The organism is Streptomyces krungchingensis (genome assembly GCF_054729265.1).
Genome location: NZ_JBPUKY010000001.1, coordinates 3975290 through 4001559, shown reverse-complemented (window position 1 = coordinate 4001559; position 26270 = coordinate 3975290). Strand labels below are relative to the sequence as shown.

21 protein-coding genes and 2 tRNA genes are annotated in these 26270 nt (G+C 71.1%); 17 read left to right on the top strand and 6 right to left on the bottom strand.

What is annotated here, in order from left to right:
* Positions 1-94: 94 nt before the first annotated feature.
* From rsfS to ACSYGO_RS17745, 3 genes are all read left to right on the top strand, one after another.
* Entirely contained in the window at positions 95-538 is a 444-nt protein-coding gene (rsfS, locus tag ACSYGO_RS17755; protein WP_028802570.1) for a ribosome silencing factor, read from the top strand.
* A complete protein-coding gene (locus tag ACSYGO_RS17750) occupies positions 535-1197 on the top strand; it encodes a histidine phosphatase family protein (protein WP_426682303.1) in 663 nt (220 codons plus the stop codon). Before rsfS ends, ACSYGO_RS17750 begins: the two co-directional genes overlap by 4 nt.
* A gap of 106 nt (positions 1198-1303) precedes the next feature.
* A tRNA-Ala gene (locus ACSYGO_RS17745) sits at positions 1304-1376 on the top strand.
* A gap of 55 nt (positions 1377-1431) precedes the next feature.
* Here ACSYGO_RS17745 and ACSYGO_RS17740 read toward each other — a convergent pair.
* Positions 1432-2307: a helix-turn-helix transcriptional regulator gene (locus ACSYGO_RS17740; protein ID WP_426682302.1), complete on the bottom strand. Its 876-nt coding sequence runs from the start codon at positions 2305-2307 to the stop codon at positions 1432-1434.
* Positions 2308-2530: 223 nt separating this feature from the next.
* On the opposite strand from ACSYGO_RS17740, the gene ACSYGO_RS17735 reads away from it, so the two are divergent.
* The 3 genes from ACSYGO_RS17735 (at position 2531) to ACSYGO_RS17725 (ending at position 4375) form a co-directional block, all read left to right on the top strand.
* Complete coding sequence (locus tag ACSYGO_RS17735) at positions 2531-3895, top strand: MFS transporter (RefSeq protein WP_435220482.1); 1365 nt, start codon at positions 2531-2533, stop codon at positions 3893-3895.
* Between the two features lie 69 nt (positions 3896-3964).
* A complete protein-coding gene (locus ACSYGO_RS17730; protein WP_426682300.1) occupies positions 3965-4138 on the top strand; it encodes a hypothetical protein in 174 nt (57 codons plus the stop codon).
* A gap of 3 nt (positions 4139-4141) precedes the next feature.
* Positions 4142-4375 (top strand): hypothetical protein, encoded by a 234-nt coding sequence (locus ACSYGO_RS17725; protein ID WP_010986886.1) that lies wholly within the window; start codon positions 4142-4144, stop codon positions 4373-4375.
* Here the strand turns inward: ACSYGO_RS17725 and ACSYGO_RS17720 are convergent.
* Positions 4344-5528, bottom strand: a complete 1185-nt coding sequence (locus ACSYGO_RS17720; protein ID WP_426682299.1) for a glycosyltransferase 87 family protein — start codon at positions 5526-5528, stop codon at positions 4344-4346. The genes ACSYGO_RS17725 and ACSYGO_RS17720 overlap by 32 nt on opposite strands.
* 138 nt (positions 5529-5666) lie before the next feature.
* On the opposite strand from ACSYGO_RS17720, the gene ACSYGO_RS17715 reads away from it, so the two are divergent.
* Positions 5667-5739, top strand: a tRNA-Ala gene (locus ACSYGO_RS17715).
* Between the two features lie 48 nt (positions 5740-5787).
* Here the strand turns inward: ACSYGO_RS17715 and ACSYGO_RS17710 are convergent.
* Both ACSYGO_RS17710 and ACSYGO_RS17705 read right to left on the bottom strand, forming a co-directional pair.
* Positions 5788-7407: an NADH-ubiquinone oxidoreductase-F iron-sulfur binding region domain-containing protein gene (locus ACSYGO_RS17710; RefSeq protein WP_426682298.1), complete on the bottom strand. Its 1620-nt coding sequence runs from the start codon at positions 7405-7407 to the stop codon at positions 5788-5790.
* Positions 7404-8714, bottom strand: coding sequence for a cytochrome b/b6 domain-containing protein (locus tag ACSYGO_RS17705; RefSeq protein ID WP_460387032.1), 1311 nt, complete (start codon positions 8712-8714; stop codon positions 7404-7406). The genes ACSYGO_RS17710 and ACSYGO_RS17705 overlap by 4 nt, the downstream gene beginning before the upstream one ends.
* 409 nt (positions 8715-9123) lie before the next feature.
* On the opposite strand from ACSYGO_RS17705, the gene leuS reads away from it, so the two are divergent.
* The 8 genes from leuS to holA all read left to right on the top strand — a co-directional run bounded on the left by leuS (position 9124) and on the right by holA (position 20123).
* The gene (leuS, locus tag ACSYGO_RS17700) at positions 9124-12006 is read left to right on the top strand and encodes a leucine--tRNA ligase (protein WP_460387031.1); all 2883 of its coding nucleotides are present in this window, start codon (positions 9124-9126) and stop codon (positions 12004-12006) included.
* 154 nt (positions 12007-12160) lie between these two features.
* Positions 12161-12886, top strand: coding sequence for a hypothetical protein (locus ACSYGO_RS17695; protein WP_460387030.1), 726 nt, complete (start codon positions 12161-12163; stop codon positions 12884-12886).
* Positions 12887-12958: 72 nt separating this feature from the next.
* Entirely contained in the window at positions 12959-13804 is an 846-nt protein-coding gene (locus tag ACSYGO_RS17690; protein WP_426682294.1) for a DegV family protein, read from the top strand.
* A gap of 306 nt (positions 13805-14110) precedes the next feature.
* Entirely contained in the window at positions 14111-15292 is a 1182-nt protein-coding gene (locus tag ACSYGO_RS17685) for a helix-hairpin-helix domain-containing protein (RefSeq protein ID WP_460387029.1), read from the top strand.
* 14 nt (positions 15293-15306) lie between these two features.
* Entirely contained in the window at positions 15307-17883 is a 2577-nt protein-coding gene (locus ACSYGO_RS17680) for a ComEC/Rec2 family competence protein (protein ID WP_460389728.1), read from the top strand.
* Positions 17884-17887: 4 nt separating this feature from the next.
* Positions 17888-18718, top strand: coding sequence for an arylamine N-acetyltransferase family protein (locus ACSYGO_RS17675; protein ID WP_426682292.1), 831 nt, complete (start codon positions 17888-17890; stop codon positions 18716-18718).
* 102 nt (positions 18719-18820) lie between these two features.
* A complete protein-coding gene (locus ACSYGO_RS17670) occupies positions 18821-19066 on the top strand; it encodes a hypothetical protein (RefSeq protein ID WP_426682291.1) in 246 nt (81 codons plus the stop codon).
* Positions 19067-19136: 70 nt separating this feature from the next.
* A complete protein-coding gene (gene holA / locus ACSYGO_RS17665; RefSeq protein WP_460387028.1) occupies positions 19137-20123 on the top strand; it encodes a DNA polymerase III subunit delta in 987 nt (328 codons plus the stop codon).
* 675 nt (positions 20124-20798) lie between these two features.
* Here the strand turns inward: holA and rpsT are convergent.
* Complete coding sequence (gene rpsT, locus ACSYGO_RS17660) at positions 20799-21065, bottom strand: 30S ribosomal protein S20 (RefSeq protein WP_028802556.1); 267 nt, start codon at positions 21063-21065, stop codon at positions 20799-20801.
* 495 nt (positions 21066-21560) lie between these two features.
* Between rpsT and lepA the strand changes: the two genes are divergently transcribed.
* Both lepA and ACSYGO_RS17650 read left to right on the top strand, forming a co-directional pair.
* Positions 21561-23429 (top strand): translation elongation factor 4, encoded by a 1869-nt coding sequence (lepA, locus tag ACSYGO_RS17655; protein WP_426682289.1) that lies wholly within the window; start codon positions 21561-21563, stop codon positions 23427-23429.
* A 277-nt stretch (positions 23430-23706) separates the two neighbouring features.
* Complete coding sequence (locus ACSYGO_RS17650; RefSeq protein ID WP_426682288.1) at positions 23707-25581, top strand: AMP-dependent synthetase/ligase; 1875 nt, start codon at positions 23707-23709, stop codon at positions 25579-25581.
* A 101-nt stretch (positions 25582-25682) separates the two neighbouring features.
* On the opposite strand, the gene ACSYGO_RS17645 is transcribed toward ACSYGO_RS17650, so the two are convergent.
* Positions 25683-26264 (bottom strand): response regulator, encoded by a 582-nt coding sequence (locus ACSYGO_RS17645; protein WP_426682287.1) that lies wholly within the window; start codon positions 26262-26264, stop codon positions 25683-25685.
* Positions 26265-26270 lie beyond the last annotated feature (6 nt).

The following is a 26270-nucleotide window of genomic DNA, read 5'->3' as shown; positions in this document are numbered from 1 at the left end:
GCGCCCCGGACCGGGGCCCGGTAAACGCGTGGGGCCTCCTCGGCGGTCCGTGAGACCCTTGAGTCATTACTGACCGCCTACGGAAAGCCGCGTAGTGACCGCCACGGACCGCTCCATCGAGCTCATCAACACCGCCGCACAGGCGGCCGCCGACAAGCTCGCGCACGACATCATCGCCTACGACGTGAGCGACGTACTGTCGATCACCGACGCCTTCCTGCTGGCGTCCGCTCCCAACGACCGCCAGGTCAAGTCGATCGTCGACGAGATCGAGGAGCGGCTCAGCAAGGAGCTCGGCGCCAAGCCGGTGCGCCGCGAGGGCGACCGCGAGGCCCGCTGGGTACTGCTCGACTACGTGGACATCGTGGTGCACGTGCAGCACAGCGAGGAGCGTGTCTTCTACGCCCTGGAGCGGCTCTGGAAGGACTGCCCGGAGCTGGACCTGCCCGCCGACGCCAAGGCGACCCGGGGCAAGGCCGCCGAGCACGCCAAGCTCCAGGCCGAGGAGGACGCCGCCGAACTGGGAGAGCTCCGGTGACCGCCGAGGCCGGGAACAAGCCCGGCCGGGGCCGCCGCATCATCCTGTGGCGGCACGGCCAGACCTCCTGGAACCTGGAGCGCCGCTTCCAGGGCTCGACGGACATCGAGCTGACCGACACCGGCGTCGGCCAGGCCCGTCGCGCCGCCCGGCTGCTCGCCTCGCTGAAGCCCGACGCCATCGTCGCCTCGGACCTCAAGCGCGCCGCGGCGACGGCCGCGGAGCTGTCCGAGCTCACCGACCTCGACGTCACCCACGACGAGGGCCTGCGCGAGACGTACGCGGGCGTCTGGCAGGGGCTGACGCACGAGGAGATCATCGGCCGCTACGGCGACGAGTACGCCGCCTGGAAGCGCGGTGAGGCGGTGCGCCGCGGCGGGGGCGAACTGGAGACCGAGGTCGCCGACCGCGCCGCCCCCGTGGTGCTGCGGTACGCCGACAAGCTCCCCGAGGACGGCACCCTCGTGGTGGTCAGCCACGGCGGCACCATCCGCACCACCATCGGCCGTCTCCTCGGCCTGGAGTCCCGTCACTGGGAGAGCCTCGGCGGCCTCTCCAACTGCTGCTGGTCCGTCCTCGGGGAGGGCGCCCGCGGCTGGCGGCTCCTGGAGCACAACGCCGGCACCCTGCCGGAGCCCGTGCTCGGGGACGACGACTGAGCGGCCCGCTGTCCGGTCCCGGGACCCGGCGGGACCGGATTTCACTTTCTGGCTGGTCGCAGGCTAAGGTTCTTCTTGTTCGGCCCGCTGAGCGGGAAGAACGCAAGGGGCTATAGCTCAGTTGGTAGAGCGCCTGCATGGCATGCAGGAGGTCAGGAGTTCAATTCTCCTTAGCTCCACACAATGACTCTCTTTGGAGTTGTCAAAGATCGGTGATGAAGGATCCCGTTCCCGTCAGGGGGCGGGATTTTTCGTTGTCGTCCCCGTGGTCTCCCGCGTCATCAGCGCCCGCAGTCGCGCCACGCGCAGGCCCGTCTCCTCGTCCACCGGCTGGTAGACCACGATCCGGCACTCCGGCAGGCCGTGGATGGACAGGGAGATCGAGGTCATCCGCATCTCACCGACCGCCGCGTGCCGGAACGTCTTCACCCGCGGGCCGGGCGGCACCACGTCGCCGTTGCGCCACAGCCGGGCGAAGTGCGGACTCGCCTCCGACAGGCGGCATATGAAGTCCTCCCACGCCGGCTCGCCGGCGTGCAGCCCGTAGGACGAACGCAGCGTCGCCACCATCACCGGGAGCTCGGACTCCCGGAACACCAGGGGACAGGCCGGCTCGGGCACGGTGAACAGCGTCCACAGCGCGTTGCCCATGCCCGAGTTGGCGGTCTGGGGCGTGAAGAACACGTCGCGGTAGGCGCGGTTGGTGGCGAGGATGTCGAAGCGCGCGTTGTAGACCACGGCCGGGTGCGGGTCGACGGCGTCGATGACGCCCTGGATCTCCGGACCGACGGCTCGTGCGGCGGCCGGGGGATCCTGCTCGTAAGGCACCTCGGCCAGGTGGTACAGGTGCTCGCGCTCGGGCTGGTCGAGGCGCAGTGTCCGGGCGACCGCGTCCAGGACCTGCGGGGAGGCGTTGATCGGCCGCCCCTGTTCGAGCCAGGTGTACCAGGTGACACCGACGCCGGAGAGCTGGGCCACCTCCTCGCGGCGCAGCCCCGGCGTCCGCCGCCGGAAACCCGGCGGCATCCCGACGTCCGCGGGTGTCACCCGCGCCCGCCTGCTGCGCAGAAAGGCGGCCAGCTCCGGCCTGCGGCGTTGTGTCGTGCTCATCGGCTCCACATCCCCCGTCACCATGGTCCGTGCCGGACCCGACCGCTGCCAGGTGCTGTCACTACCAGCATCGAGGGGCTCTCGTTACCGGTATCCGGCCGCCGCCACGCTCGACGGCATGACGACGACAACCCCCGCGGGCACAGGGCCCGTACGCGGTCCAAGTCCTGCTGACAGTAAAAACCCTGGCACTGACAATCGGCCGGGACGACTGCTCGCGGTCGTGCTCGCGGCCCAGTTCATGGCCCTGCTCGACGTGTTCATCGTGAACGTCGCGGTACCCACCATCGGTGCCGAACTCCACGCGTCCGGCGCGGGGCTGCAGCTGGTGGTCGCCGGATACTCCATCTCCTACGCCGTGCTGCTGATCACCGGAGCACGGCTGGGTGACCGGCTCGGCCACCGCCGTGTCTACCTGGCCGGACTCGCCGTCTTCACCGCCGCCTCGCTGGCCTGCGGACTGGCCCAGGGAACGGGGGAGTTGGTCGCCTTCCGGCTGGTGCAGGGTGCCGGTTCGGCCGTGATGATCCCGCAGGTCCTCAGTCTGATCCAGCGCAACTTCACCGGCGAGGCACGGGCGCGCGCCCTCGGCGCGTACGCGGCCGTCCTGGCCACCGGCGCCGCCGCCGGACAGGTGCTGGGCGGCGTGCTCGTCAGCGCCGACCTGTTCGGCACGGGCTGGCGTCCGGTGTTCCTCGTCAACGTGCCCGTCGGTCTCGTCCTCCTCTTCGTCGGCCGACGGGTCCTGCCGCGGGACGACACCCGGGCCCTGGAACGCTCGCGCGGCCTCGATGTGCCCGGGCTCGTGCTGCTCGCCGCCGCCGTCTCCCTGTTCACCGTGCCGCTCGTGCTCGGACAGGAGGAGGACTGGCCGCTGTGGTCGTGGTTCTCGCTCGGGTCGGCGGCGGTGTTCTTCGCCCTGTTCTGCCGGTACGAGTCCCGGCTGGCCCGGCGCGGCGGAGCGCCGCTGATCGCGCCGCGGGTGCTGCGTCATCCCGGCATCGGTCTCGCGGTCTTCCGGCTGCTGGCCGTGATGGCCGTCAACGCGGGCTTCCTGTTCTCGCTCACCCTGCACATCCAGGGCGGGCTCGGCTACAGCGCCCTGCGGGCCGGCCTCACCTTCGCGCCGACCGCGGTGATCTTCGGCATGGTCGGTCTGACCTGGCGCAACTGGCCCGCGTCCTGGCAGCGCGCCCTGATACCGGCCGGCTTCGTGCTCGCCGCGGGCTCCGTGGCCGGCGTCGGAGCGGTCCTCGACGGCGGGGGCGACGGCGGCGCGTGGCTGTACGTGGCGTTCGCGGGCGTCGGGGCCGGGCTCGCGCTCGGGTTCAGCCCCACGCTCACCAAGGCGCTGGCGACGGTACGGCCCGAGGACGCGGCGGACGCCAGCGGACTGCTCGCGACCGTCACCCAGCTCGGTCAGCTGATGGGTGTCGCGGCCTTCGGCACCCTGTTCTTGAACCGGCTTGAGTCACTTGGGGCTCCTGGGGCGTATACCTCTGCGGACGCGCTCCTCACATGCATGTACGCGCTGGCCGCGACGGCCTTGGTGGGTGCCGTGTCCGGACTGGTACGCAGGCGTCGCTGACCGTATTGCTCCGGCCGTGGCAGAATCAAACGGCCGGAAGGGGGCGCGGCCCGACGGGAGGGAGTAGCGATGCCTGCGAGCATCCGCGAGGAGGTCGACGATCTCCTCGAAGTGGCACCGAGACGGAAAAATGCCACTCTCCTCGACTGCCCTTCCTGCGGATCGGTCCACGTCGCCCAGGTCCTCGGCGACAACGGCGGGATCTCCTACGTGTGCACGGCCTGCGGCCACAGCTGGAGCTGATCGATGGGTGCACACAGGCGGAAGTGCGATTGGTGCGGCAGTGGTACGCCGATCGTCCGCGACATGGAGCCGGTCAACCACGACTACCAGTACTGGTGCGAGGAGTGCGCGCGGGCGCTGATCATAAAAGGCGACCCGATCGAGACGTACCGCGAGCTGGAGGGCGAGCCGATCTACGGACGGCTCCTCGACGAGCACTGCACCCTCAAGCGGTTCTACTCGTTCGCCACAGCCTGACCCCGACCAGGGCCAGGAAGGCGCAACCGGCTCCCACGTAGAGGGACGACAGCGTCAACTCGACGCCGTTCTGGTGCAGTTCCCGCCTGCCCGGGCCGTGTGGCACCCACCACAGGGAGTAGGTGCAAAAGGCCAGAGCCGCGCAGACGGCCGCCGTGCGGCTCTTCGTGGCGAGGAGCAGCACCATCGGCACGCACCACACCCAGTGGTGCGACCACGACACGGGACTGATCAGCAGGGCCGTCACCGCGCAGGCGACCGTCGCCCAGGCCCGCAGCCCGCGCAGCTCGGCGGCGACGGCCACGGCTAGGCCCAGAACGCCCGTCAGGGCCGCTGCGACGGCCCACAGGGCCCCGGGCTCGGTGGTGTGCAGCAACCGGGCCAGGAGGCCGCGCAGCGACTGGTTGGCGGTGTCCTCGACGAGCCCGACCCGGCCGGCCTCGAAGACCATGCGGGTCCAGAACCGCGAGGAGTCGTGCGGCAGCAGGGCCGCCGCCAGCAGTGTCGCCCCGGCGAACGCGACGGCGGCCCCGCGCGCATGCCGCAGCCAAGGCCCCGCCGAGCCCCTGCCGTAGCGTTCCACGACACCGGTGGCCAGCAGGAACACCGCGAACAGCGCGGGCGTCAGCTTGATCGCCGCGGCGACCCCGATGCCCACCCCGGCCCAGCGGTACCCCGGTCGCCGTGACAGATCCCACAGCACCAGTACGGCCAGCAGCAGATTGATCTGGCCGTACCGCAGCGTCGTCCACACCGGCTCGCACCACACGGCCGCCGCCGCCACCCACCAGGCGCCCTCCACACGCGCGTGGCCCACGAGTCGCAGCGAGAGTGCGACGAACACCACAAGGAGGGCCAGGTTCCCGGTGGTGGCCACCGCGCGCATGCTCGTCGTGTCCAGCAGCGTCAGCGGTGTGAACAGCAGCGCCGCGAACGGCGGGTAGGTGGTGGGCAGATGGGCCTCGGTCGTGCGCAGCGCGTAGAGGTCGCCACCGGCACGGACCGTCTGCCCCTCCGCCCGGTAGACCATCAGATCGATCATCGACACGTTCGCCGCCCGCTGCGCCCACCAGAAGGCCGCGAACGACAGCAGGCACACCCCCACGGCGACGGGCGTACGGCGTCTGACACGGGGGAGCGCGATCACGGTCACGAAGGCCGACACTAGCCCCCGAATCCGTACAGAAGGGAAACGATTTGGTGATGCACCCAGGTGACCGTGTAATGTTGGCGTCGCCGCCGGGGGAACCGGGCGACACGGTCCACATGCGGCTCAGCCGCAAGACCGCGAGGGGCTATAGCTCAGTTGGTAGAGCGCCTGCATGGCATGCAGGAGGTCAGGAGTTCAATTCTCCTTAGCTCCACAGACGTTGATGGCGGGCCACCCGATCGGGTGGCCCGCTTCTTCGTGTTCAGCGGCCGCTGCCGAGCGCCCGGCGGCCGCGTCCCTGGGAGAGCACCGGCAGGTTGTTCCGGGCGGGGGCCGAGGACCGGGTGTCCTCCTCGATACGCAGGGCGAGCGCCGGGCAGCGCCGCACGGCGCGCAGCGCCTTCGCCTCCGCGTAGCGGGGCACGGCGGCCTGGGCGACGGTGGGGAAGCCGTCGGCGCCCAGTTCGAAGACCTCGGGGAGGATGTCGGCGCACAGCCCGTGCCCGCGGCACAGCGTCCAGTCCACGAAGATCTTCTGCCGGCTCGGGCCGGTCTCCTCCTGGGCCTGGCCGCCCGGGATGCCCGTGGGCTGCCTGCCGCCTTCGAAGAGCGGCAGAACGCCCTCCACGGGCCTTCCGCAGCCGTTTCCGAGCACGTGCGCGGCGAGGTCGTCGGTGAACGCCTTGATGGTCGACTCGATGAACATCGCCGAGCCGTCCGGATGGGAGCAGGCGCCGCGCCGCTTCACGGCCTTGGCGACCTGCTTGACGGCCTCCAGGGCGGCCGGGCCACCGCCGTTGAGGATGTCCTCCAGGCCGCGCGCCGCGGCGGGCAGGCCGAGGTAGCAGGGGCCGCACTGACCCGCGCTCTCCTCGGCCAGCCACTGCGCCACGCGCAGCGACTCGCCCAGGGGGCACGTCTGCTGGGTGATCGGGAGGATCGCGCCCGCGCCGAGCGAGCCGCCCACCGCGTCCAGCGAGTTGCGCGAGACGATCGCCTCGTTGAGCGTCGCCGCGTCCAGCCACTTGCCGTGGTAGCCGCCGGTCAGCACGCCCTGCGGCATCGGCGGGGCGCCGGCGAGCTGGAGCACGTAGCGCAGCGGCACGCCGGTCGGCACCTCGATCACCATGGGGCGGGCGACCGCCCCGGAGACGGTGAGCATGACGGTGCCGGGCTCGTCGTACAGGCCGGTGTTGCGGTAGCGGTCGGGGCCGATGCGCGCGGCGATCGCCAGCTGGGCGAAGGTCTCGGCATTGGACAGCAGCGTCGGCGCCCCGCCGACGCCGCTCTGCGACGCACTGATCTTGCGGCCGGGCGGGATGGCCGGGCCGCCGTCGATGGAGCGGATCAGTGAGGCGGCGGCGCCGGTCACCATCCGCACCGGGTTGCGCTGCACGCGCGCGCGGAGGGCCGATCCGCGCCGGTTGCTCAACCCGCGCTCGGCGAGCGCGGCTTCCATCGAGGCCTGCGTGGACGCACGCGTCACCCCGATGACCAGGGTGCGCGCACCCATGGCCTCCGCCGCCAGCAGGGCGCCGTCCAGGATGAGGTGCGGGGCACGGTTGATGAGCACCGTGTCCTTGCGGCAGGCCGGTTCGTCCTCACTTCCGTTCACGACCACCACGGGGCGGATGCCCTTCTGGATGGCCGATTCGGCGACCGAGCGCAGTTTCTTGGCGAAGGGGAAACCCGCGCCACCGCGCCCCTTCAGAGAGATGGCCTCGGCGAGGCCCGCGAGTTGTTCGCCGCCCATCGGTTCGAGCGGCCCGTGCACCTTGAGGTGCATGGGCAGATCGAGTCGTTCGACCAGGTCGAAGCCCGACGTGAGCTGCGGAAGTCCGACTACACGGACTTCCGGGACGTCGGGCAGGGCCTCGTTCACCTAAAGCCTCCGCTGGGGGCGTTCCATGATTCACCAGGGCCAGGAGCGTCGTAGGCGCCCGGCAGTACGTCAGTCGTGGGACCGCTGTCGTACGTGTCGTTGGTGTTGTACGTGCCGTAGGAGGGGTTCGTCTCACCGGTGTCGTACAAGTCACTTGTTCCGTAGGCGCCGGCGGCCGAATTGTCGTAGAAGGGGACGTTGTATCCCGTGTCGTTCAGCGGGTCGTAGGCAGACTGGGGCGCCTCGCCGACGGGGGGCGGCGAGGGGATGGGCCAGCTGCCCGACGTGCTGCTGCCGTCGACGCGCGGGAACGTCTCCGTGGGCTGCATCTCCAGGGGCATCTGGTAGCGCTCGGTCTGGCCCTGCCCGGCGCCGTCCGTGCCCGGTGTGCCGCCCGACACGGCGCGGTAGGCGGCCGCGAAGCCGGACATGCCGGTGGCGGCGGTGTCCTGAGCGGCGTCGTACAGGCCCGCCGCGGACGGGGTGCGCTGCGGCGGTACGAACGTGTCCTGGGCGGACTGCCTGGCGGAGCGTCCCGCGTAGCCGGGCAGCGGGGACTGCGCCGCGGCGCCGCGGGGGGCCTCCTGCTCCTCGCGGAAGGAACGGGCGCCGGGGCCGTTGCTCTCCCCGAGGACCGTCAGGATGCGGTCGGCGACCTTGCGCTTGAACGGGGCGGACGCCGAGCGCAGCGCCAGGGCGCCCATGACGGCGATCAGGCACAGGCTGTAGGACACGGTGACGTACGGCTTGGCCGCGCGACCCGCGTAGAGGCCGTGCACCAGGGCCGAGCACCAGGCCGGGTAGGCCAGCATGTGGACGGCCCGCCAGCGTGCCGCGACCGGTGCGGGGGACGCGAAGGCGCTGCGCAGCGCGCCGGTGATGGCCGTGAAGATCATCAGCAGACCGGCCAGCGAGCCCAGGCCGATCAGCCCGTTGCTGCCGGTGACGCCGAGCCCGAAGGGGATCAGCGCGGCGATCAGGGTGGTGTGGTCGAGCGCCAGCTTGACCGTGATGTGCAGCAGCAGGAAGGCGACCGAGGAGACAGCGGTCGTCCGGTGCACGGCCTGGGCGACCAGCCGCTGGCGCGTGTTCAGGAAGAGCCGGTCGGTGGCGAGGAGTCCCCAGATGACCGAGCAGGTGAGGGCGACCAGCGAGAGCACGCCGGCGCCGAAGTTGAGGAAGTCGCGCAGGCCGTCACCTCCGACCAGCACGACCAGGGGTATGAGCAACAGAGCGGCAGCCGTCATCGCCCCGTAGGCCGAGCGGCCCGGCCGGGGTGTCGAGCTGTTGTTGCGACGAGGGTTCATGGGGGGTTACTCCCAACGGTTCGGGGAAGCGGTCCCGAAGCGGCACTCTAAGTGGAGCCATACCGAGGAGTACGAGGTTTGAGTTATTGCGTTGTTACCAAAGGGCAATCGGGTCTTTGTGTTGTCCCTTAGAGGCTGTTACGCGAAGTAATATTTGAATATTGTTCAGCTTTTTTCGGTGATCGGGACGGTGGCACGGCGTGCCGAGCGGCCCGGAACCTCGTCGCGACGCCCGCGGCCGCTGCGGTACCCTGACGCCATGCGTGCCGTACGCCTTCTGCTTAGCGAGCCGCGCTGATCAGTCCTGACCACTGAAGAGATCGTGGTCGGAATCGGCGCGGCGTCCCCTCCTGTGCGAGGGGCTTTTTCATTTCCGCTGGCAGAGACGATCGATGGAGCTTTGAGGATCATGAGCGAGACGACTACCGCTGCCACCGCCGAGGTGGCGGCGCCGCACCGCTACACGGCCGCGCTGGCCGCTGAGATCGAGGCACGCTGGCAGGACTTCTGGGACGCCGACGGCACCTACCAGGCGCCCAACCCGAGCGGTGACCTGGCCGGGGACCCCGAGCTGGTCGCCAAGCCCAAGAAGTTCATCATGGACATGTTCCCGTACCCCTCCGGTGCGGGCCTGCACGTCGGCCACCCCCTGGGCTACATCGCCACCGATGTATTCGCCCGGTTCCAGCGGATGACCGGCCACAACGTCCTGCACACCCTGGGCTTCGACGCCTTCGGCCTGCCCGCCGAGCAGTACGCCGTGCAGACGGGCACGCACCCGCGGGTCTCCACCGAGGCCAACATCGAGAACATGAAGGCCCAGCTGCGCGGCCTGGGCCTGGGCCACGACAAGCGCCGGTCGTTCGCCACGATCGACCCGGACTACTACAAGTGGACCCAGTGGATCTTCCTGCAGATCTTCAACTCCTGGTACGACGACGAGGCCTCCAAGGCCCGCCCCATCAGCGAGCTGGTCGCCCAGTTCGAGAGCGGTGACCGCGCCGTCCAGGCCGCCGACGGCACCACGCGCGCGTGGAACGAACTGACCGCCGCCGAGCGTGCCGACGTCCTGAGCGAGTACCGCCTGGCGTACGCCTCCGAAGCGCCGGTCAACTGGTGCCCCGGGCTGGGCACCGTGCTGGCCAACGAGGAGGTCACCGCCGAGGGCCGCTCCGAGCGCGGCAACTTCCCCGTCTTCAAGGCCAAGCTGCGCCAGTGGAACATGCGCATCACCGCGTACGCCGACCGGCTGCTGGACGACCTGGACGCGCTGGACTGGCCCGAGGCCATCAAGCTGCAGCAGCGCAACTGGATCGGCCGCTCCGAGGGTGCCCGCGTCGATTTCCCGATCGACGGCGAAGCGATCACGGTCTTCACCACCCGCCAGGACACCCTGTTCGGCGCCACCTACATGGTGCTGGCCCCCGAACACCCGCTGGTCGAGAAGTTCACCCCGGACACCTGGCCCGAGGGCACCCACGAGGTGTGGACGGGCGGGCACGCGACCCCCGCCGAGGCCGTCGCCGCCTACCGCGCCCAGGCGGCCTCCAAGTCCGACGTCGAGCGCCAGGCCGAGGCCAAGGACAAGACCGGCGTCTTCACCGGCACGTTCGCCACCAACCCGGTCAACGGCGAGCAGGTCCCGGTCTTCATCGCCGACTACGTGCTGATGGGCTACGGCACCGGCGCGATCATGGCCGTCCCCGCGCACGACACCCGCGACTTCGCGTTCGCCCGCGCCTTCGAGCTGCCCATGCGCTGCGTCGTGGAGCCCTCGGACGACCGCGGTACGGACGCGTCCACCTGGGACGACGCCTTCGCCTCGTACGACGCGAAGATCGTCAACTCCGCCGGCGAGGAGATCTCCCTGGACGGCCTGGGCGTCGTCGACGCCAAGGCCCGCATGACGGAGTGGCTGGAGCGCAAGGGCATCGGCGAGGGCACGGTCAACTTCCGGCTGCGCGACTGGCTGTTCAGCCGCCAGCGCTACTGGGGCGAGCCCTTCCCGATCGTCTACGACGAGGACGGCATCGCCCACTCGCTGCCCGAGTCGATGCTGCCCCTGGAGCTGCCCGAGGTCGAGGACTACTCGCCGCGCACCTTCGACCCGGACGACGCGAACACGTCCCCCGAGACGCCGCTGTCCCGCAACGAGGACTGGGTCAACGTCACGCTGGACCTGGGCGACGGCCCCAAGAAGTACCGCCGCGAGACCAACACCATGCCCAACTGGGCCGGTTCCTGCTGGTACGAGCTGCGCTACCTGGACCCGCACAACGACCAGAAGCTGGTCGACCCGGCCATCGAGCAGTACTGGATGGGCCCGCGCGAGGGCCAGCCGCACGGCGGCGTCGACCTGTACGTCGGCGGCGCCGAGCACGCCGTGCTGCACCTGCTGTACGCGCGCTTCTGGTCCAAGGTGCTGTTCGACCTGGGCTACGTCTCCTCGGCCGAGCCGTTCCACAAGCTGTTCAACCAGGGCATGATCCAGGCCTTCGTGTACCGGGACAGCCGTGGCATCGCGGTGCCGGCCGCCGAGGTGGAGGAGCGCGACGGCGCCTACTACCACCAGGGCGAGAAGGTCTCCCGGCTGCTGGGCAAGATGGGCAAGTCCCTGAAGAACGCCGTCACCCCGGACGAGATCTGCGCCGAGTACGGCGCGGACACCCTGCGTCTGTACGAGATGGCGATGGGCCCCCTGGACGTCTCCCGGCCGTGGGACACGCGCGCGGTGGTGGGTCAGTTCCGCCTGCTGCAGCGGCTGTGGCGCAACGTCGTCGACGAGGCGACCGGTGAGGTCACCGTCGTCGACGCCGAACCGGACGAGGAGACGCTGCGCGCCCTGCACAAGGCGATCGACGGCGTCCGCCAGGACCTGGAGGGCATGCGGTTCAACACCGCCATCGCCAAGGTCACCGAGCTGAACAACCACCTGACCAAGGCGGGCGGACCCGTCGCGCGCTCGGTCGCCGAGCCCCTGGTGCTGCTGATCGCGCCGCTGGCCCCGCACATCGCCGAGGAGCTGTGGCGCCGGCTGGGCCGCACCGACTCGGTCGTCCACCACGACTTCCCGGTCGCCGACCCGGCCTACGTCGTCGACGAGACCGTGACCTGCGTCGTGCAGATCAAGGGCAAGGTCAAGGCACGCCTGGAGGTCTCCCCGGCGATCTCCGACGAGGAGCTGGAGAAGGCGGCCCTGGCCGACGGGAAGGTCGTCGCGGCGCTGGGCGGCGCGGGCATCCGCAAGGTGATCGTGCGCGCGCCGAAGCTGGTGAACATCGTGACGGCCTAGCCGCTCTGCCCGCCCGGCCGCCGGGCGGGCTCGGGGTAGTCCCCTACGGGCAGGTTCGGGGTTCTCCAGGAACTCCGGACCTGCCCGTGGCGTTTACCGTTGAAGAGCGCGACGACACCTGTCGCGGCACCGGAGGAGGAGCGTGGTGGGAACCTTGATCACAGTAATCGCGCTGCTCTTCCTGCTGTTCGTGGTGCTCGGCGCGTACGCCACGGTGAAGGTGATCGGCGCCGCCAAGCGCGGCGTGGACCGCACGATCTCGCAGGCACGCCGCACGGTCGAGGACACCACGCTGCGCGCCAGGACCTTCGCCCAGCCCGGCCCGACGGGCGAGCTCGCCGAGCTCCGCCTCAAGCTGCGCACCTCCATGCGGGCCACGCAGGACGCGCTGCACGCGGGCGTGGCGGACGACGAGTCCCTCAAGGAGTCCCTGGGCCTCTTCGAGCGGCTCAGCGCGCACGGGCACGAACTGGACGACGAGCTCAAGCGCCTGGAGAGCGAGCCCGACCGGGCCACGCTCGCCGCCCGGCTGCCCGCCCTGCGCGAGCGCACGGAGCGCGTCACCCGGTCCGCGGACTCGCTGCGCTGGGCCGCGCGCGACCGGGCCCGCCGCTTCGCCGACGACGACCTGGACTCACTGAGCGCGCAGATCGACGTGGAAGCCGGCGCGCTGCGGCACTGGACCGAGGAACCGGGACCGGCCGCTGCCGGCTGGCCCGAGGCACCGGCGGCGGACGAGGCCGCGTCCGGCGGACAGACCTGGCCGGAGAGCCCGCAGTCCCGCCGGGCCGAGGAGCCGACCCGCACCGCCATCGACCCGCCGGTCCGAGGCCCTGCCTACCCCTGGCAGAAGAAGCCCCGCCCCGAGAGCACGACTTGATCCGGTCGCTGCGACAAGAGCTGGTAGGGGCCGGGCTGCCGCCCGGCCACGCCGACAGGTAACCTCCAGCTCATGTCCCGCCATGTCGCGATCGTCACCGATTCAACGGCCTACCTGCCGCCGCGGACGATGGAGCGCCACGGCATCACAGCGGTGCCCCTGACCGTGGTCCTCGGCGACCAGGCACTCGAAGAGGGCACCGAGATCTCGGCCCGCGCCCTGGCCCAGGCGCTGCAGAAACGCCGCTCCGTCACCACGTCCCGGCCCAGCCCCGAGGTCTTCGCCAAGGCCTATCGCAAGGTCGCCGAATCGGGCGCCACCGGCATCGTCTCCCTCCATCTGTCCGCGGAGCTGTCCGGCACGTACGACGCGGCGGTCCTCGCGGCACGGGAGGCTCCGCTGCCCGTGCGCGTGGTGGACACCGGAATGATCGCGATGGCGCTCGGCTTCTGCGCCCTCGCCGCGGCAGAGTCCGCCGAGGCGGGCGGCACGGTCGACGAGGCGGTCACCGCCGCCGAGAAGCGGGCAGCGGGCACCTCCGCCTACTTCTACGTCGACACCCTCGACTACCTGCGCCGCGGCGGCCGGATCGGAGCGGCCCAGGCGCTGCTGGGTTCCGCGCTCGCGGTGAAGCCGCTGCTGCGCCTGGACGACGGCCGCATCGAACCGCTGGAGAAGGTGCGGACGGCGTCCAAGGCGATCGCCCGGCTGGAGGAGATCGTGGCCGAGCGCGCGGGCAGCGCCCAGGTCGACATCGCCGTTCATCACCTGGCCGCCCCCGAGAAGGCGTCGGCGCTCGCGGACCGCCTGCGCGAGCGGGTCCCGGGGCTTGCGGATCTTCACGTCAGCGAGGTGGGCGCGGTGATCGGGGCGCACACGGGCCCTGGACTGCTCGGGGCGGTCGTCTCGCCTCGGTGAGAGGGCGACCGCGGGCGGTGGGTGACCGACGACGCTCCGCGCCGCGATCCGGGCGGGCCGCGCGGGCCGCCCAGCGCGCCCGGGCGCCGCATGGTCCGTGCCGCCCCGCGTGTGGCGGGGACGCCGTCCGCAGCCGTTCGGCCCCGCGTTAGTGGTGGACGCCGTCCGCAGCCGTCCGGCCCCATGCGTGGCGGTGGACGCCGTCCGCAGCTCGTGCGAGTGACGGAGTTATCCACAACTGAGTGGTAATCCACTGGAATTGAGCAAGATCATCGCGAGAGCGGTGTCATGCCGGATTCTCGTCGCATGGCACTTCGACCACACACACGCACAGCCACTCCGACCAGCGGCCCCGGACGCGGGCCCTCTTCCGACGGCCGCGACGGCCGTCGACGCCGGCACCCGCGAAGCCGCGCCCTGCGCCGCGAGGCGTCCGTCGAGGCGCTCCGGCTGCGCGCGGAGGCGCTCTTCACCACAAGGCCCGTGGAGCGGCGGGAGTTGGGGCACGGGCCGCCGAGGGCGGACCACGCGACAAGGGATGCGGACGAGTCCGCCGCCGGGCTCACCGTGGCGAGGGTCGCGGCTCGTGCGGCCCCGCGCATGGGCGCGGATCTGCCCGAGGAGGCAGATCTGCACGAGGAGGCCGATCTTCAGGGGAGCGCCGCTCGGAAGAGGCGTGCCGACCTGCGCGCGGGCGCCGTACGGCAGGAGGAACCCGCTTCGGACGTGCCGGAGCGGGCAGCCTGGCGGTACCGGGCGGGCCTCGCCGTGCGGGAGCGGCTGCCGTTGTGGTTGCAGCCGAGGTGCGGTCTTGAGCGCAGGGGCCTCGTCGCCCTCACGGTGGTGCTCGTGGCCGCGGCGGTCCTCGCCGTGCAGCACTTCTGGACCGGCCGGACCCAGTCGGTTCGCGCTCCAGAGGTGGTGCGGGCAGCGGCTCCCTACGGCGACGAGGAGGGGCGGGGCGGGGAGCAGGGGAAATCGGGGACGAGCCCCGATGCCTCGACGGGGGCGCCGGCTCCCGCCGGTGCCGCCGGGAGCGGGATCGTCGTGGACGTCGGCGGAAAGGTGCGCAGCCCCGGCCTGCAACGGCTGCCGGCCGGTTCCCGGGTCGAGGACGCGCTTCGTGCGGCGGGCGGAGTGCGGCCGGGCACGGACACCGACGCGCTCAACCGCGCGCGACTCCTCGTGGACGGCGAACAGATCGTGGTCGGTGGACCGGCCCTCGCGTCGGGGCCCGGCACGGGCGGTGCGGGTCCGGCCGGAGCGGGCGGATCCGTCGCCGGGGCTGCACCCTCCGCTCCGGTCGCCCTCAACACGGCCACCGTCGAACAACTCGACGGGCTCCCCGGAGTCGGTCCCGTCCTCGCCCGGCACATCATCGACTACCGCACCCAGCACGGAGGCTTCCGCTCCGTGGACGAGCTGCGAGAGGTGAACGGGATCGGCGATCGCCGCTTCGCGGACCTGCGGAATCTGGTGCGGCCATGAGCGGGCCGCCACCGATGGGGCCGCGGGGCACGGTGGAGGGCCCACTCGACGGCGCCGCGAGCCGACGGGCCGTCCACGCCGCCTCGGGGAGGCGCCTCGGTGCCGCGAATCCGAGGGAAGAGGGGCCGACGGATCTCCGCCTGGTGCCTCCGGCCCTGGCGGCCTGGGCGACCGCGGCCGTGACGGTGGCCGTCCCGCCCGGATGGGCGACGGGTGTGGTCGTCGTCTCCCTGCTCGCGGGCCTCGCGCTGTTGCTGACCGTGTGGAGGCACTCCCGCACGGCACACGGAGACGGGGAAGGACCCGCGCGTTCCTGGAGGCGGGTCTCCGCGGCGGCCGTCCTGCTCTGCGTCGCCGCGGCTGCGGCCTCGGCGGGGTTGCACGGAGCGGACCGGCGACGCGGCCCCGTGCCCGAACTGGCGAAGCGGTTCGCCCACGCGACCGTGGAGCTGGAGGTCACGTCCGATCCCCGGCTCACCCGGCCACGAATCACGGGAGACCACATGGCACCCACGGCCGTGCTGCTCGACGCGGAGATCCGGCGCGTCACGCGGTCGGACGGCACGGCGGTCGCCACGCGGACACCCGTGCTCGTGATCGTCGACGCGCGTTCGGCGAGGGGCTCACCTGGGACCTCCGGTGACGGTTCGTCCTGGCTGTCCCTGCTGCCGTCCACGCGGCTGCGGGTGTCGGGGCGACTCGTGCCGGCGCTGTCGGACGGTGACGACACCGCGGCCGTACTGCGCGTGCCGGGACGCGTGCGTCCCGAGGTGGTGGGAGAACCGTCGGGGCCGCAGCGGTTCGCCGGCCGTCTGCGCGAGGGGCTGCGGGAGGCCACCGACGGGCTGGACGCGGACGCACGGGCACTGCTGCCGGGGCTGGTGGTCGGAGACACGTCCCACGTCACGACAGAGCTGGACGACGCCTTCAAGGCGACCGATCTCACGCACCTCCTGGCGGTCAGCGGCGGCAACTTCACCATCCTGCTGGCCCTGTTCATCGGCCCGCCCGGGCTGGCCCAGCGTGCCGAGCGGCGCGGCCTGGCGCGCCTGATCGGGGTGCCGCTCAGAGCGACCGCGCTGCTCGGCGGAGCGCTCACGCTCGCCTTCGTGATCGTGTGCCGACCGGACCCGAGTGTGCTGCGGGCGGCGGCCTGCGGGTCGATCGCGCTGCTCGCCATCGCGACCGGCCGCCGCAGATCGCTGATTCCCGCGCTGGCCACGGCCGTCCTGCTGCTGGTGCTGTACGACCCGTGGCTCGCGCGGAGTTACGGCTTCCTGCTCTCCGTCCTGGCGACCGGCGCCCTGCTCACACTCGCCCCGCGCTGGAGTGCCGCTCTCCGGAGGCGTCGTGTGCCGCAATGCCTGGCCGAGGCGCTCGCCGCTGCCGCCGCGGCTCAGGCGCTGTGCGCGCCGGTCGTCGCGCTCCTGTCGGCCCGGGTGAGCCTGGTGGCCGTGCCGTGCAATCTCCTCGCGGAGTTCGCGGTCGCGCCGGCGACGGTGCTGGGGTTCGCGGCACTGGCGACGGCCTCCGTGGCGATGCCGGTCGCCGAGGCCTTCGCGTGGTCGGCGAGTTGGCCGGCCGGATGGATCGCGGACATCGCCCGAACGGGCGCGGCCCTGCCCGGCGGGGGAGTGGACTGGCCGGCCGACTGGACGGGGGCCGTGCTGCTCGCCCTGGCCACGGTGGTCGTCGTGATCGCCTGTCGGCGACTCGTGGGCCGTCCATGGCTGAGCGGCGCCTTCGTGCTGCTGTTCCTGCTGCTCGTGGTGCAGCCGCCCCCGCTCACCAGGGTCATCACGGGATGGCCGCCGCCGGGCTGGCGGTTCGCGATGTGCGACGTGGGACAGGGGGACGCCACGGTGCTCGCGGCGGGGGACGGCAGCGCGGTCGTGGTGGACGCCGGGCCGGACCCGGTGCTCGTCGACCGCTGCCTGAGTGCCCTCGGCGTCACCCGGATTCCGCTCGTCGTGCTGACCCACTTCCATGCCGACCATGTGGCGGGGCTGCCGGGCGTGCTGCGCGGGCGTTCGGTGGGCGCGATCGAGACGACGGGTCTGGAAGAGCCACCGGATCAGGCGGAGTTCGTGCGGAGGGAGGCTGCGGCACGGCACGTCCCGGTGACGCGGGCGGCGGCCGGGGAGCGGCGGCGCACCGGAGGCCTGGACTGGCAGGTGCTGTGGCCGCCCTCCGCCCCGCCCTCTGAGCCGGCCCCGCTCCTGGACGACCCGAACGACGCGAGTGTGGCCCTGCTGGTGCGTTCCGGAGGCCTGAGACTGCTGCTCCTCGGCGACCTCGAACCTCCAGCGCAACAAGCCCTGTTGAGGACACCGGCGGCCGCGGAGCTCGGCCGGGTGGACGTGCTCAAGGTCGCCCACCACGGGTCGGCCTACCAGGACCCCGACCTCATACGCAGGATCGCCCCGCGGCTCGCGCTGATCTCCTGCGGCAGGGACAACCCGTACGGACATCCGGCTCCGAGCACCGTCGCGGCGCTGCGGGCGGCGGGCGCGGAGGTGCTGCGCACGGACGAGGACGGGGCGCTGGCGGTCGTGGGTGCGGGCGGAGCGCTGAGCGTGGCGAGAGACTGAACTCATGAACTCCGCACAGGCCGACGCCTACCTCCGCCGGATCGGGGCCCAGCACCCCGCGTGGCCCACGTCCGATGTACTGCGCGAGCTCCAGTTGCGCCATCTGGAGACGGTGCCGTTCGAGAACCTGTCGATCCACCTCGCCGAGGAGATCGTGCTGGAGGAACGGCGGCTGCTGGACAAGCTGGTCGGCGCGCACAGGGGCGGCTTCTGCTACGAACTGAACGGCGCGTTCGGGGCGTTGCTCGGGGCCCTGGGCTTCGACGTGACCCTGCTCGCGGCGCGGGTGTACGGGAAGGAGGGGATGCTCGGGATTCCGTACGACCACCTCGCCCTGCGGGTGCGGACGGTGGACGGGGGCGACTGGCTGGCCGATGTCGGCTTCGGGGCGCACAGCCACTACCCGCTGGCCTTCGGCGGCAGAGGGGAGCAGAAGGACCCGGGCGGCACGTTCCGGATCGTCGAGTCGGGTCCGGACACCGCCGGAGTGCGGGGGCCCGGCGCGAGCCGCGAGGACAGCGACCTCGACGTCGTCCGGGACGGTAAGGCGCAGTACCGCATGGAGGTACGGCCGAGGGTGCTCAAGGACTTCGTCGTCGGGGCGTGGTGGCACAGCACCTCACCGGAGTCGCACTTCGCTCGGTCGCTCGTCTGCTCACGGGTCACGGAGGAGGGCGGAAGGATCACGCTCAGCGGCCGGAAGTTCACGGTGACGACGGCCGACGGGGCGAAGGAGGTCTCGGAGCTGGCGACGGACGAGGAGGTACTGGACACCTATCGGAAGCGCTTCGGGATCGAGTTGGAGCGGGTGCCCGAGGTGCGGGCGAGGGCGTAGCGCGGAGGGCGGGCAGCCGTCGTGGCGCGGGCGGCGCGGAATGCGGAGCCGGCATTTCGGCCCCCGGCGCGGGCGGCGTCGGGCGTATCGGAAAATGTCCACGTGAGTGATGTGAGACATGTGCTGGTACTGCCCGACCGCGACGCGGCGGAAGAGGCGGCCGAGGCGGTCGGTGACCGGTTCACGCTGGATGAGGAGCCGCAGCTCGTCCGGGACGCGCTGGCCGGTGAGGACGATGCCGAGGACGCCCAGTGGCTGGTCGTCCTGACGGACCCGGAGGAGCGGCTCGACCCCAAGGAGCTGGACGAGTTCGCGGGGGAGTGGGACGGCTGGCGCGAGGAGCCGTGACCCGCTCGCGGTTCCGGGCGGGCTGCCCGCACGGCACGCGTTGTCAGTACCGCGTGGGATGCTTTCGGTGATGGCCAGGAAGACAGCTCAAGACGACCCTCTCGCCCCCGTCACGCTCGCGGTGGGCCAGGAGGATCTCCTGCTCGACCGTGCCGTGCAGGAGGTGGTGGCCGCCGCCCGGGCCGCCGACGCCGACACGGACGTACGCGACCTCACCTCGGACCAGTTGCAGCCCGGCACGCTCGCCGAGCTGACGAGCCCGTCGCTCTTCTCCGAGCGCAAGGTCGTGGTCGTGCGCAATGCCCAGGATCTTTCGGCCGACACGGTCAAGGACGTGAAGGGGTATCTGGGGGCGCCGGTCGAGGAGATCACCCTCGTGCTGCTGCACGCGGGCGGGGCCAAGGGCAAGGGACTGCTCGACGCCGCGCGCAAGGCGGGGGCGCGGGAGGTGGCGTGCCCCAAGATGACGAAGCCGGCAGACCGGCTGGCGTTCGTGCGGGGCGAGTTCCGTGCGCTCGGGAGGTCGGCGACGCCGGAGGCGTGCCAGACGCTCGTCGACGCCATCGGGAGCGACCTGAGGGAGTTGGCCTCCGCGGTGTCCCAGTTGACCGCGGACGTCGAGGGGACGATCGACGAGGCGATCGTCGGGCGGTACTACACGGGACGGGCCGAGGCGTCGAGTTTCACCGTGGCCGACCGGGCCGTGGAGGGACGGGCCGCGGAGGCGTTGGAGGCGCTGCGGTGGTCCCTGGCGACCGGGGTGGCGCCCGTGATGATCACCAGCGCGCTGGCGCAGGGGGTGCGGGCGATCGGGAAGCTGTCGTCCGCACGGGGCGGCAGGCCGGCCGACCTCGCGCGCGAGCTGGGGATGCCGCCGTGGAAGATCGATCGGGTGCGGCAGCAGATGCGGGGCTGGACTCCCGACGGGGTTGCCGTCGCGCTGCGGGCCGTCGCCGAGGCCGACGCGGGGGTCAAGGGCGGCGGGGACGACCCCGAGTACGCGCTGGAGAAGGCGGTCGTGGCGATCGCCCGCGCGGCTCGGTCCGGCCGGGGCTAGAGGGCTTCGTTTGGATCAGCCTGGGTCCGCGACGCCCGGCACGGCACCTCGCCGCGTTGTCGGACCACCCGAGTACGCCCGGTACGCGGGTGGGGCTCCGCCTTGCGATGCACCGCACCGCACCGGACGCCGCGGCCTGATCCGACCTGATCCGAACGAAACCCAAGCCGTTCGGGCTGCCGAGCCCCCAGTGCCCACTGAGCCTCCGCGGTCCCGCTTCCGCTTGCTCCGACCTGGCCGGCTGGGCCGACTGGCCGGCTGGGCCGGCTGAGACTGCCCAGCCACCACCACCCGGAGCCGCCGCTGCGCCCCGAGCCGGACGCCCAGCCCCCCCCAAGTTGGCCACCCAGTCCCCAAGTCCGCCGCCCAGTCCCCAAGTCGGCCACCGCGCCCCGAGCCGACGCGGTGGGTGCGGTCCGGCGTCTGCTCTTCGCGAGGCTGACGACCAGAGGCCGAGGGGCACGAGAGGTGCACCGGTACGCCGAAGGCCCCGTCCGCCTTCCTGGGGAAGGAAGGAGCACGGGGCCTTCGGTTCAAGCTGCTGGTTCCACGCCCGCGTGGCGAACGCAGGCCGCGCGTGGATCCGGGGTGTCGGACGGGAGCGGATGAGAGAGGGCCCGCTCTGGTCCGGCCGACGGTCAAGTCAGGGGTTGAGCCCTCAGGGGCTCAGCCGACTCAGCCCTTGAGGGAGGCGACCTTCGAAGCAAGCGCCGACTTCTTGTTGGCGGCCTGGTTCTTGTGGATGACGCCCTTCGAGACGGCCTTGTCGAGCTGGCGCGACGCGGCGCGCGTGTACTCGGTGGCCTTCTCGACGTCACCCGCGGCAGCGGCCTCGCGGGCCTTGCGGATCGCGGTCTTCAGGGAAGACTTGACGGCCTTGTTGCGCAGCCGGGCCTTCTCGTTGGTCTTGATCCGCTTGATCTGGGACTTGATGTTCGCCACGAAATGAGCCTTTACAGGTTCAGGCGCACGAGACAGCACGTCTCGCACGCCGTTTGATTTCCTTGAGGTGTGCCTCCTGCAGAGAGGGCATGAGACACAGCGACCCAGGCTACCAGTCGTCCCGCGACCGCCCCAAACCGGTCGTCGCCCCTTCGCGCGGGACCGCCCCAAACCCGGTCGTCGCCCCCTCGCGCGGGACCGTCCACGCTGCTCGTTCCCGCGTTCGCCCCGTCCCGTCCAGGGCCTGCACCCGCGGGCCGCCGCTCCGGTGGGCCCCTCCCGTCCCGGGCCTGCACCCGCGGGCCGCCGCCCCTGCGTCTCCCGGGGAGAAAAACCGACGCGACCCCGTGGCGACCCCCGTCCCACCCCCCGAAACCCCCGGTAGGCATCCACTCATGCGGCCCAAACCGGTCGCAGGTCCCCACGCGTGGGACCATGGAACCTACGTATCGATCCGACCCGAGGCGACAGGCGCCTCAAGAGACAGGACCCTGCGTGCCCGCGACCCCTAACAATGTGCCCGAGCCGAGCCGTACCGCCCCGGCTCTGATCCGCAATTTCTGCATCATCGCGCACATCGACCACGGCAAGTCCACGCTCGCCGACCGCATGCTCCAGCTGACCGGGGTGGTCGAGCAGCGGCAGATGCGCGCTCAGTACCTCGACCGCATGGACATCGAGCGCGAGCGCGGCATCACGATCAAGTCCCAGGCGGTCCGGCTGCCCTGGGCCCCGACCGAGGACCCGGGCAACACCCACATCCTCAACATGATCGACACCCCCGGGCACGTGGACTTCACGTACGAGGTGTCGCGGTCGCTGGCCGCCTGCGAGGGGACCGTCCTCCTCGTCGACGCGGCCCAGGGCATCGAGGCCCAGACCCTCGCCAACCTCTACCTGGCGATGGAGAACGACCTCACCATCATTCCGGTGCTCAACAAGATCGACCTGCCGGCCGCCCAGCCCGAGAAGTTCGCCGAGGAGCTCGCCAACCTGGTCGGCTGCGACCCGGACGACGTGCTCCGGGTCTCCGCCAAGACCGGTATGGGCGTCGAGGGGCTGCTGGACAAGGTCGTCGCCGAGATCCCGGCCCCGGTCGGTGTCGCCGACGCTCCCGCCCGCGCGATGATCTTCGACTCCGTGTACGACTCGTACCGGGGCGTCGTCACCTACGTGCGTGTCATCGACGGCCAGCTCAACAAGCGTGAGCGCATCCGGATGATGTCCACGGGCGCGGCGCACGAGCTGCTGGAGATCGGGACCAACTCGCCCGAGATGCTGCCGGCCGACGGGCTCGGTGTCGGTGAGGTGGGTTACCTCATCACCGGCGTGAAGGACGTCCGTCAGTCCAAGGTCGGTGACACGATCACCACCCTGCACAAGGGCGCGACCGTGCCGCTCGGCGGTTACAAGGACCCCAAGCCCATGGTGTTCTCCGGGCTGTATCCGCTGGACGGGTCCGACTACCCCGAGCTGCGCGACGCTCTCGACAAGCTCCAGCTCAACGACGCCGCGCTCGTCTACGAGCCGGAGACCTCGGCGGCGCTGGGCTTCGGCTTCCGTGTCGGCTTCCTCGGCCTGCTGCACCTCGACGTGATCCGTGAGCGGCTGGAGCGCGAGTTCGGGCTGGACCTGATCGCGACCGCGCCCAACGTGGTCTACCGGGTCGTGATGGAGGACCGCAGCGAGCACACCGTCACCAACCCGAGCGAGTTCCCCGAGGGCAAGATCGACGAGGTGTACGAGCCCGTCGTGCGCGCCACGATCCTCGCGCCCTCCGAGTTCATCGGCTCGATCATGGAGCTGTGCCAGACCCGTCGGGGCACGCTGCTCGGCATGGACTACCTCTCCGAGGACCGCGTCGAGATCCGCTACACCCTGCCGCTCGCGGAGATCGTCTTCGACTTCTTCGACCAGCTGAAGTCCAAGACCCGCGGCTACGCCTCGCTCGACTACGAGCCCACCGGCGAGCAGGCGTCCAGCCTGGTGAAGGTCGACATCCTGCTGCACGGCGACAAGGTCGACGCGTTCTCGGCGATCACGCACAAGGACCAGGCGTACGCGTACGGTGTGCGGCTCGTCGCCAAGCTGCGTGAGCTGATCCCCCGGCAGGCCTTCGAGGTGCCCGTCCAGGCGGCCATCGGCTCCCGGGTCATCGCCCGCGAGACCATCCGCGCGATCCGCAAGGACGTGCTGGCCAAGTGCTACGGCGGTGACATCTCCCGTAAGCGGAAGCTGCTGGAGAAGCAGAAGGAAGGCAAGAAGCGGATGAAGATGGTGGGCTCTGTGGAGGTTCCGCAAGAGGCCTTCATCGCCGTCCTGTCCAGCGACGACAGCGGTGGTTCGGCCAAGGGCAAGAAGTAGCCACCTGTTACCCCCGGAAACTGGGGCACAATGCGGGCTCGTCGCGCTTCGGCGCGGCGAGCCCGTACGCGTGCGTAGGTTCGCTCTCTGTAGGAAGTGACAGTCCGCCGCCCCTTACGCACTGGCCGGACGCGCTTTACTCTGATCTCTGCTCGATGGTTACTCGCGAGTTAAACAACAGCCGCAACCAGCCAGCCGCACAGCAGCAGTCGGCAGTCAGCAGCCAACAGTCGGTCGAGCCAAGACGCACGCACTGTCGCGGGCCCCGGAGGATGTCGTGAGCGACACACAGACCCTGATCGAGAACCGTCCGCCGTCCGTGGCGGCCCTCTTCCTGGAGCGCGTGGCTGCCACGCCGGACGCCGAGGCGTACCGCTACCCGGTGCCACCGGCGTCGGGCGAGGGCCCGGACGAGTGGAAGTCGCTGAGCTGGGGGCAGGCCGCCGAGCGCGTCTTCGCCATCGCGGCCGGACTGATCGAACTGGGCGTGCAGCCGGAGCAGCGCGTCGCGCTGGCCTCCTCCACGCGGGTCGAGTGGATCCTCGCCGACCTGGGCATCCTGTGCGCGGGCGCGGCCACGACGACCATCTACCCGCAGACCAACGCCGAGGAGTCGGCGTTCATCCTCTCGGACTCCGGGAGCCGGGTCCTGATCGCGGAGGACGCCGCCCAGCTCGCCAAGGCGCAGGAGAAGCGTGCCGAGCTGCCCGAACTCACCCATGTGGTCGTCGTCGACGCGGCCGGGGTCGAGACCGGTGACGGGGTCCTCTCGCTCGCCGAGCTGGAGGCGCGGGGCGCCGCGTACCTGGAGAAGCACACCGAACTGATCAAGGAGCGCGTCGGCGCGATCACCGCCGACCAGCTCGCCACCCTGATCTACACCTCGGGAACCACGGGCCGCCCCAAGGGTGTCCGTCTGCCGCACGACAACTGGGCATACATGGCGAAGGCCATCTCGGCGACCGGGCTGGTCGGCCAGGACGACGTGCAGTACCTGTGGCTCCCGCTCGCACACGTCTTCGGCAAGGTGCTCACCTCCGGCCAGATCGAGGTCGGGCACGTCACCGCCGTCGACGGCCGCGTGGACAAGATCATCGAGAACCTGCCGGTGGTGCAGCCGACGTACATGGCGGCCGTCCCGCGCATCTTCGAGAAGGTCTACAACGGGGTCGCGGCCAAGGCGCGGGCCGGCGGCGGCGCCAAGTACAAGATCTTCCAGTGGGCGTCCGAGGTCTCCCGCGAGTACGCGAAGGTCAGCCAGGACAACTTCCGCCGCACCGGCACCGCTTCCGTGCCCTTCGCGCTCGGCGCCAAGCACAAGGTGGCCGACACGCTCGTCTTCGCCAAGATCCGTGAGGCGTTCGGCGGCAACCTGCGGGCCTGCGTCTCCGGTTCCGCGGCGCTCGCGCCCGAGATCGGCTACTTCTTCGCCGGTGCCGGCATCCACATCCTGGAGGGGTACGGCCTCACGGAGTCCTCCGCCGCCTCCTTCGTGAACCCCGGCGAGGCGTACCGCACCGGCACGGTCGGCAAGCCGCTGCCCGGCACCGAGGTGCGCATCGCGGACGACGGCGAGATCCTGCTGCGCGGCCCGGGCATCATGGAGGGCTACCACGGGCTGCCCGAGAAGACGGCCGAGGTCCTGGAGTCGGACGGCTGGTTCCACACGGGCGACATCGGCGAGCTGTCGCCCGACGGCTACCTGCGCATCACGGACCGCAAGAAGGACCTCATCAAGACGTCCGGCGGCAAGTACATCGCGCCCGCCGAGGTCGAGGGCCAGTTCAAGGCCGTCTGCCCCTACGTCTCCAACATCCTCGTCCACGGTGCGGACCGGAACTTCTGCACCGCGCTCATCGCCCTGGACGAGCCGTCCATCCTGGAGTGGGCGAAGGAGAACGGCCTGGGCGGCAAGTCCTACGCCGAGATCGTCGCGGCGCCCGCCACCGTCGCCCTCGTCGAGGGCTACGTCAAGGAGCTCAACGAGGGTCTCCAGCGCTGGCAGACCATCAAGAAGTTCCGGCTGCTGCCCCGCGACCTCGACGTCGAGCACGGCGAGATCACTCCCAGCCTCAAGCTCAAGCGCCCGGTCGTCGAGCGCGAGTACAAGCACCTGATCGACGAGATGTACGCGGGCACGCGCGAGGCGTAGCCCCGCCGCCCGGCCCGGTACGGGGGCTCCGCCGCACGGCGGAGCCCCCGTACCGTCGCCGTATCGCGCGCGGACGCCCGGCGGCGGTCAAGTCGTCCGCCTCACACGCCCCGTCCCCGGCGCATCGCCCGGACCAGGTCCTGCACCTGCCGCACCTGGTGGCGCAGATCGGGTACGTCCTGGTGGTCGGTGGCCATGTGACGCTCGATGCTCCGCAGACGGTCGGCGAGGTCGTCGAACTGCTCCTGTTCGTGCGCGAGCATGCGCTCCAGTTGCTGGTTCTTGCGGTGCAGGTCGAGGAAGACGCTGACCTTGGCCCGCAGGACCCAGGGGTCGAAAGGCTTGGTCAGATAGTCGGCGGCTCCGGTCGCGTATCCGCGGAAGGCGTAGCCCGCGTCGGCGTCGGTGCCGGTCAGGAAGATGATCGGGACGTCCTTGGTCTGGTCGAGCCGCTTGATGTTCGCGGCGGTCTCGAAGCCGTCCATGCCCGGCATCCGGATGTCCAGCAGGACGACGGCGAACCGCTGCCTCAGCAGTGCCTTCATCGCCTCCTCGCCGGAACGCGCGCGCACCAGCGGTTCGTTGAGGGACCCCAGGACGGCCTCCAGCGCGATCAGGTTGTCCTCCATGTCGTCGACGAGGAGGATGCTGGCGCGCTCGCCGGTCGTTGCCTCAGCGCTCATGGTGAC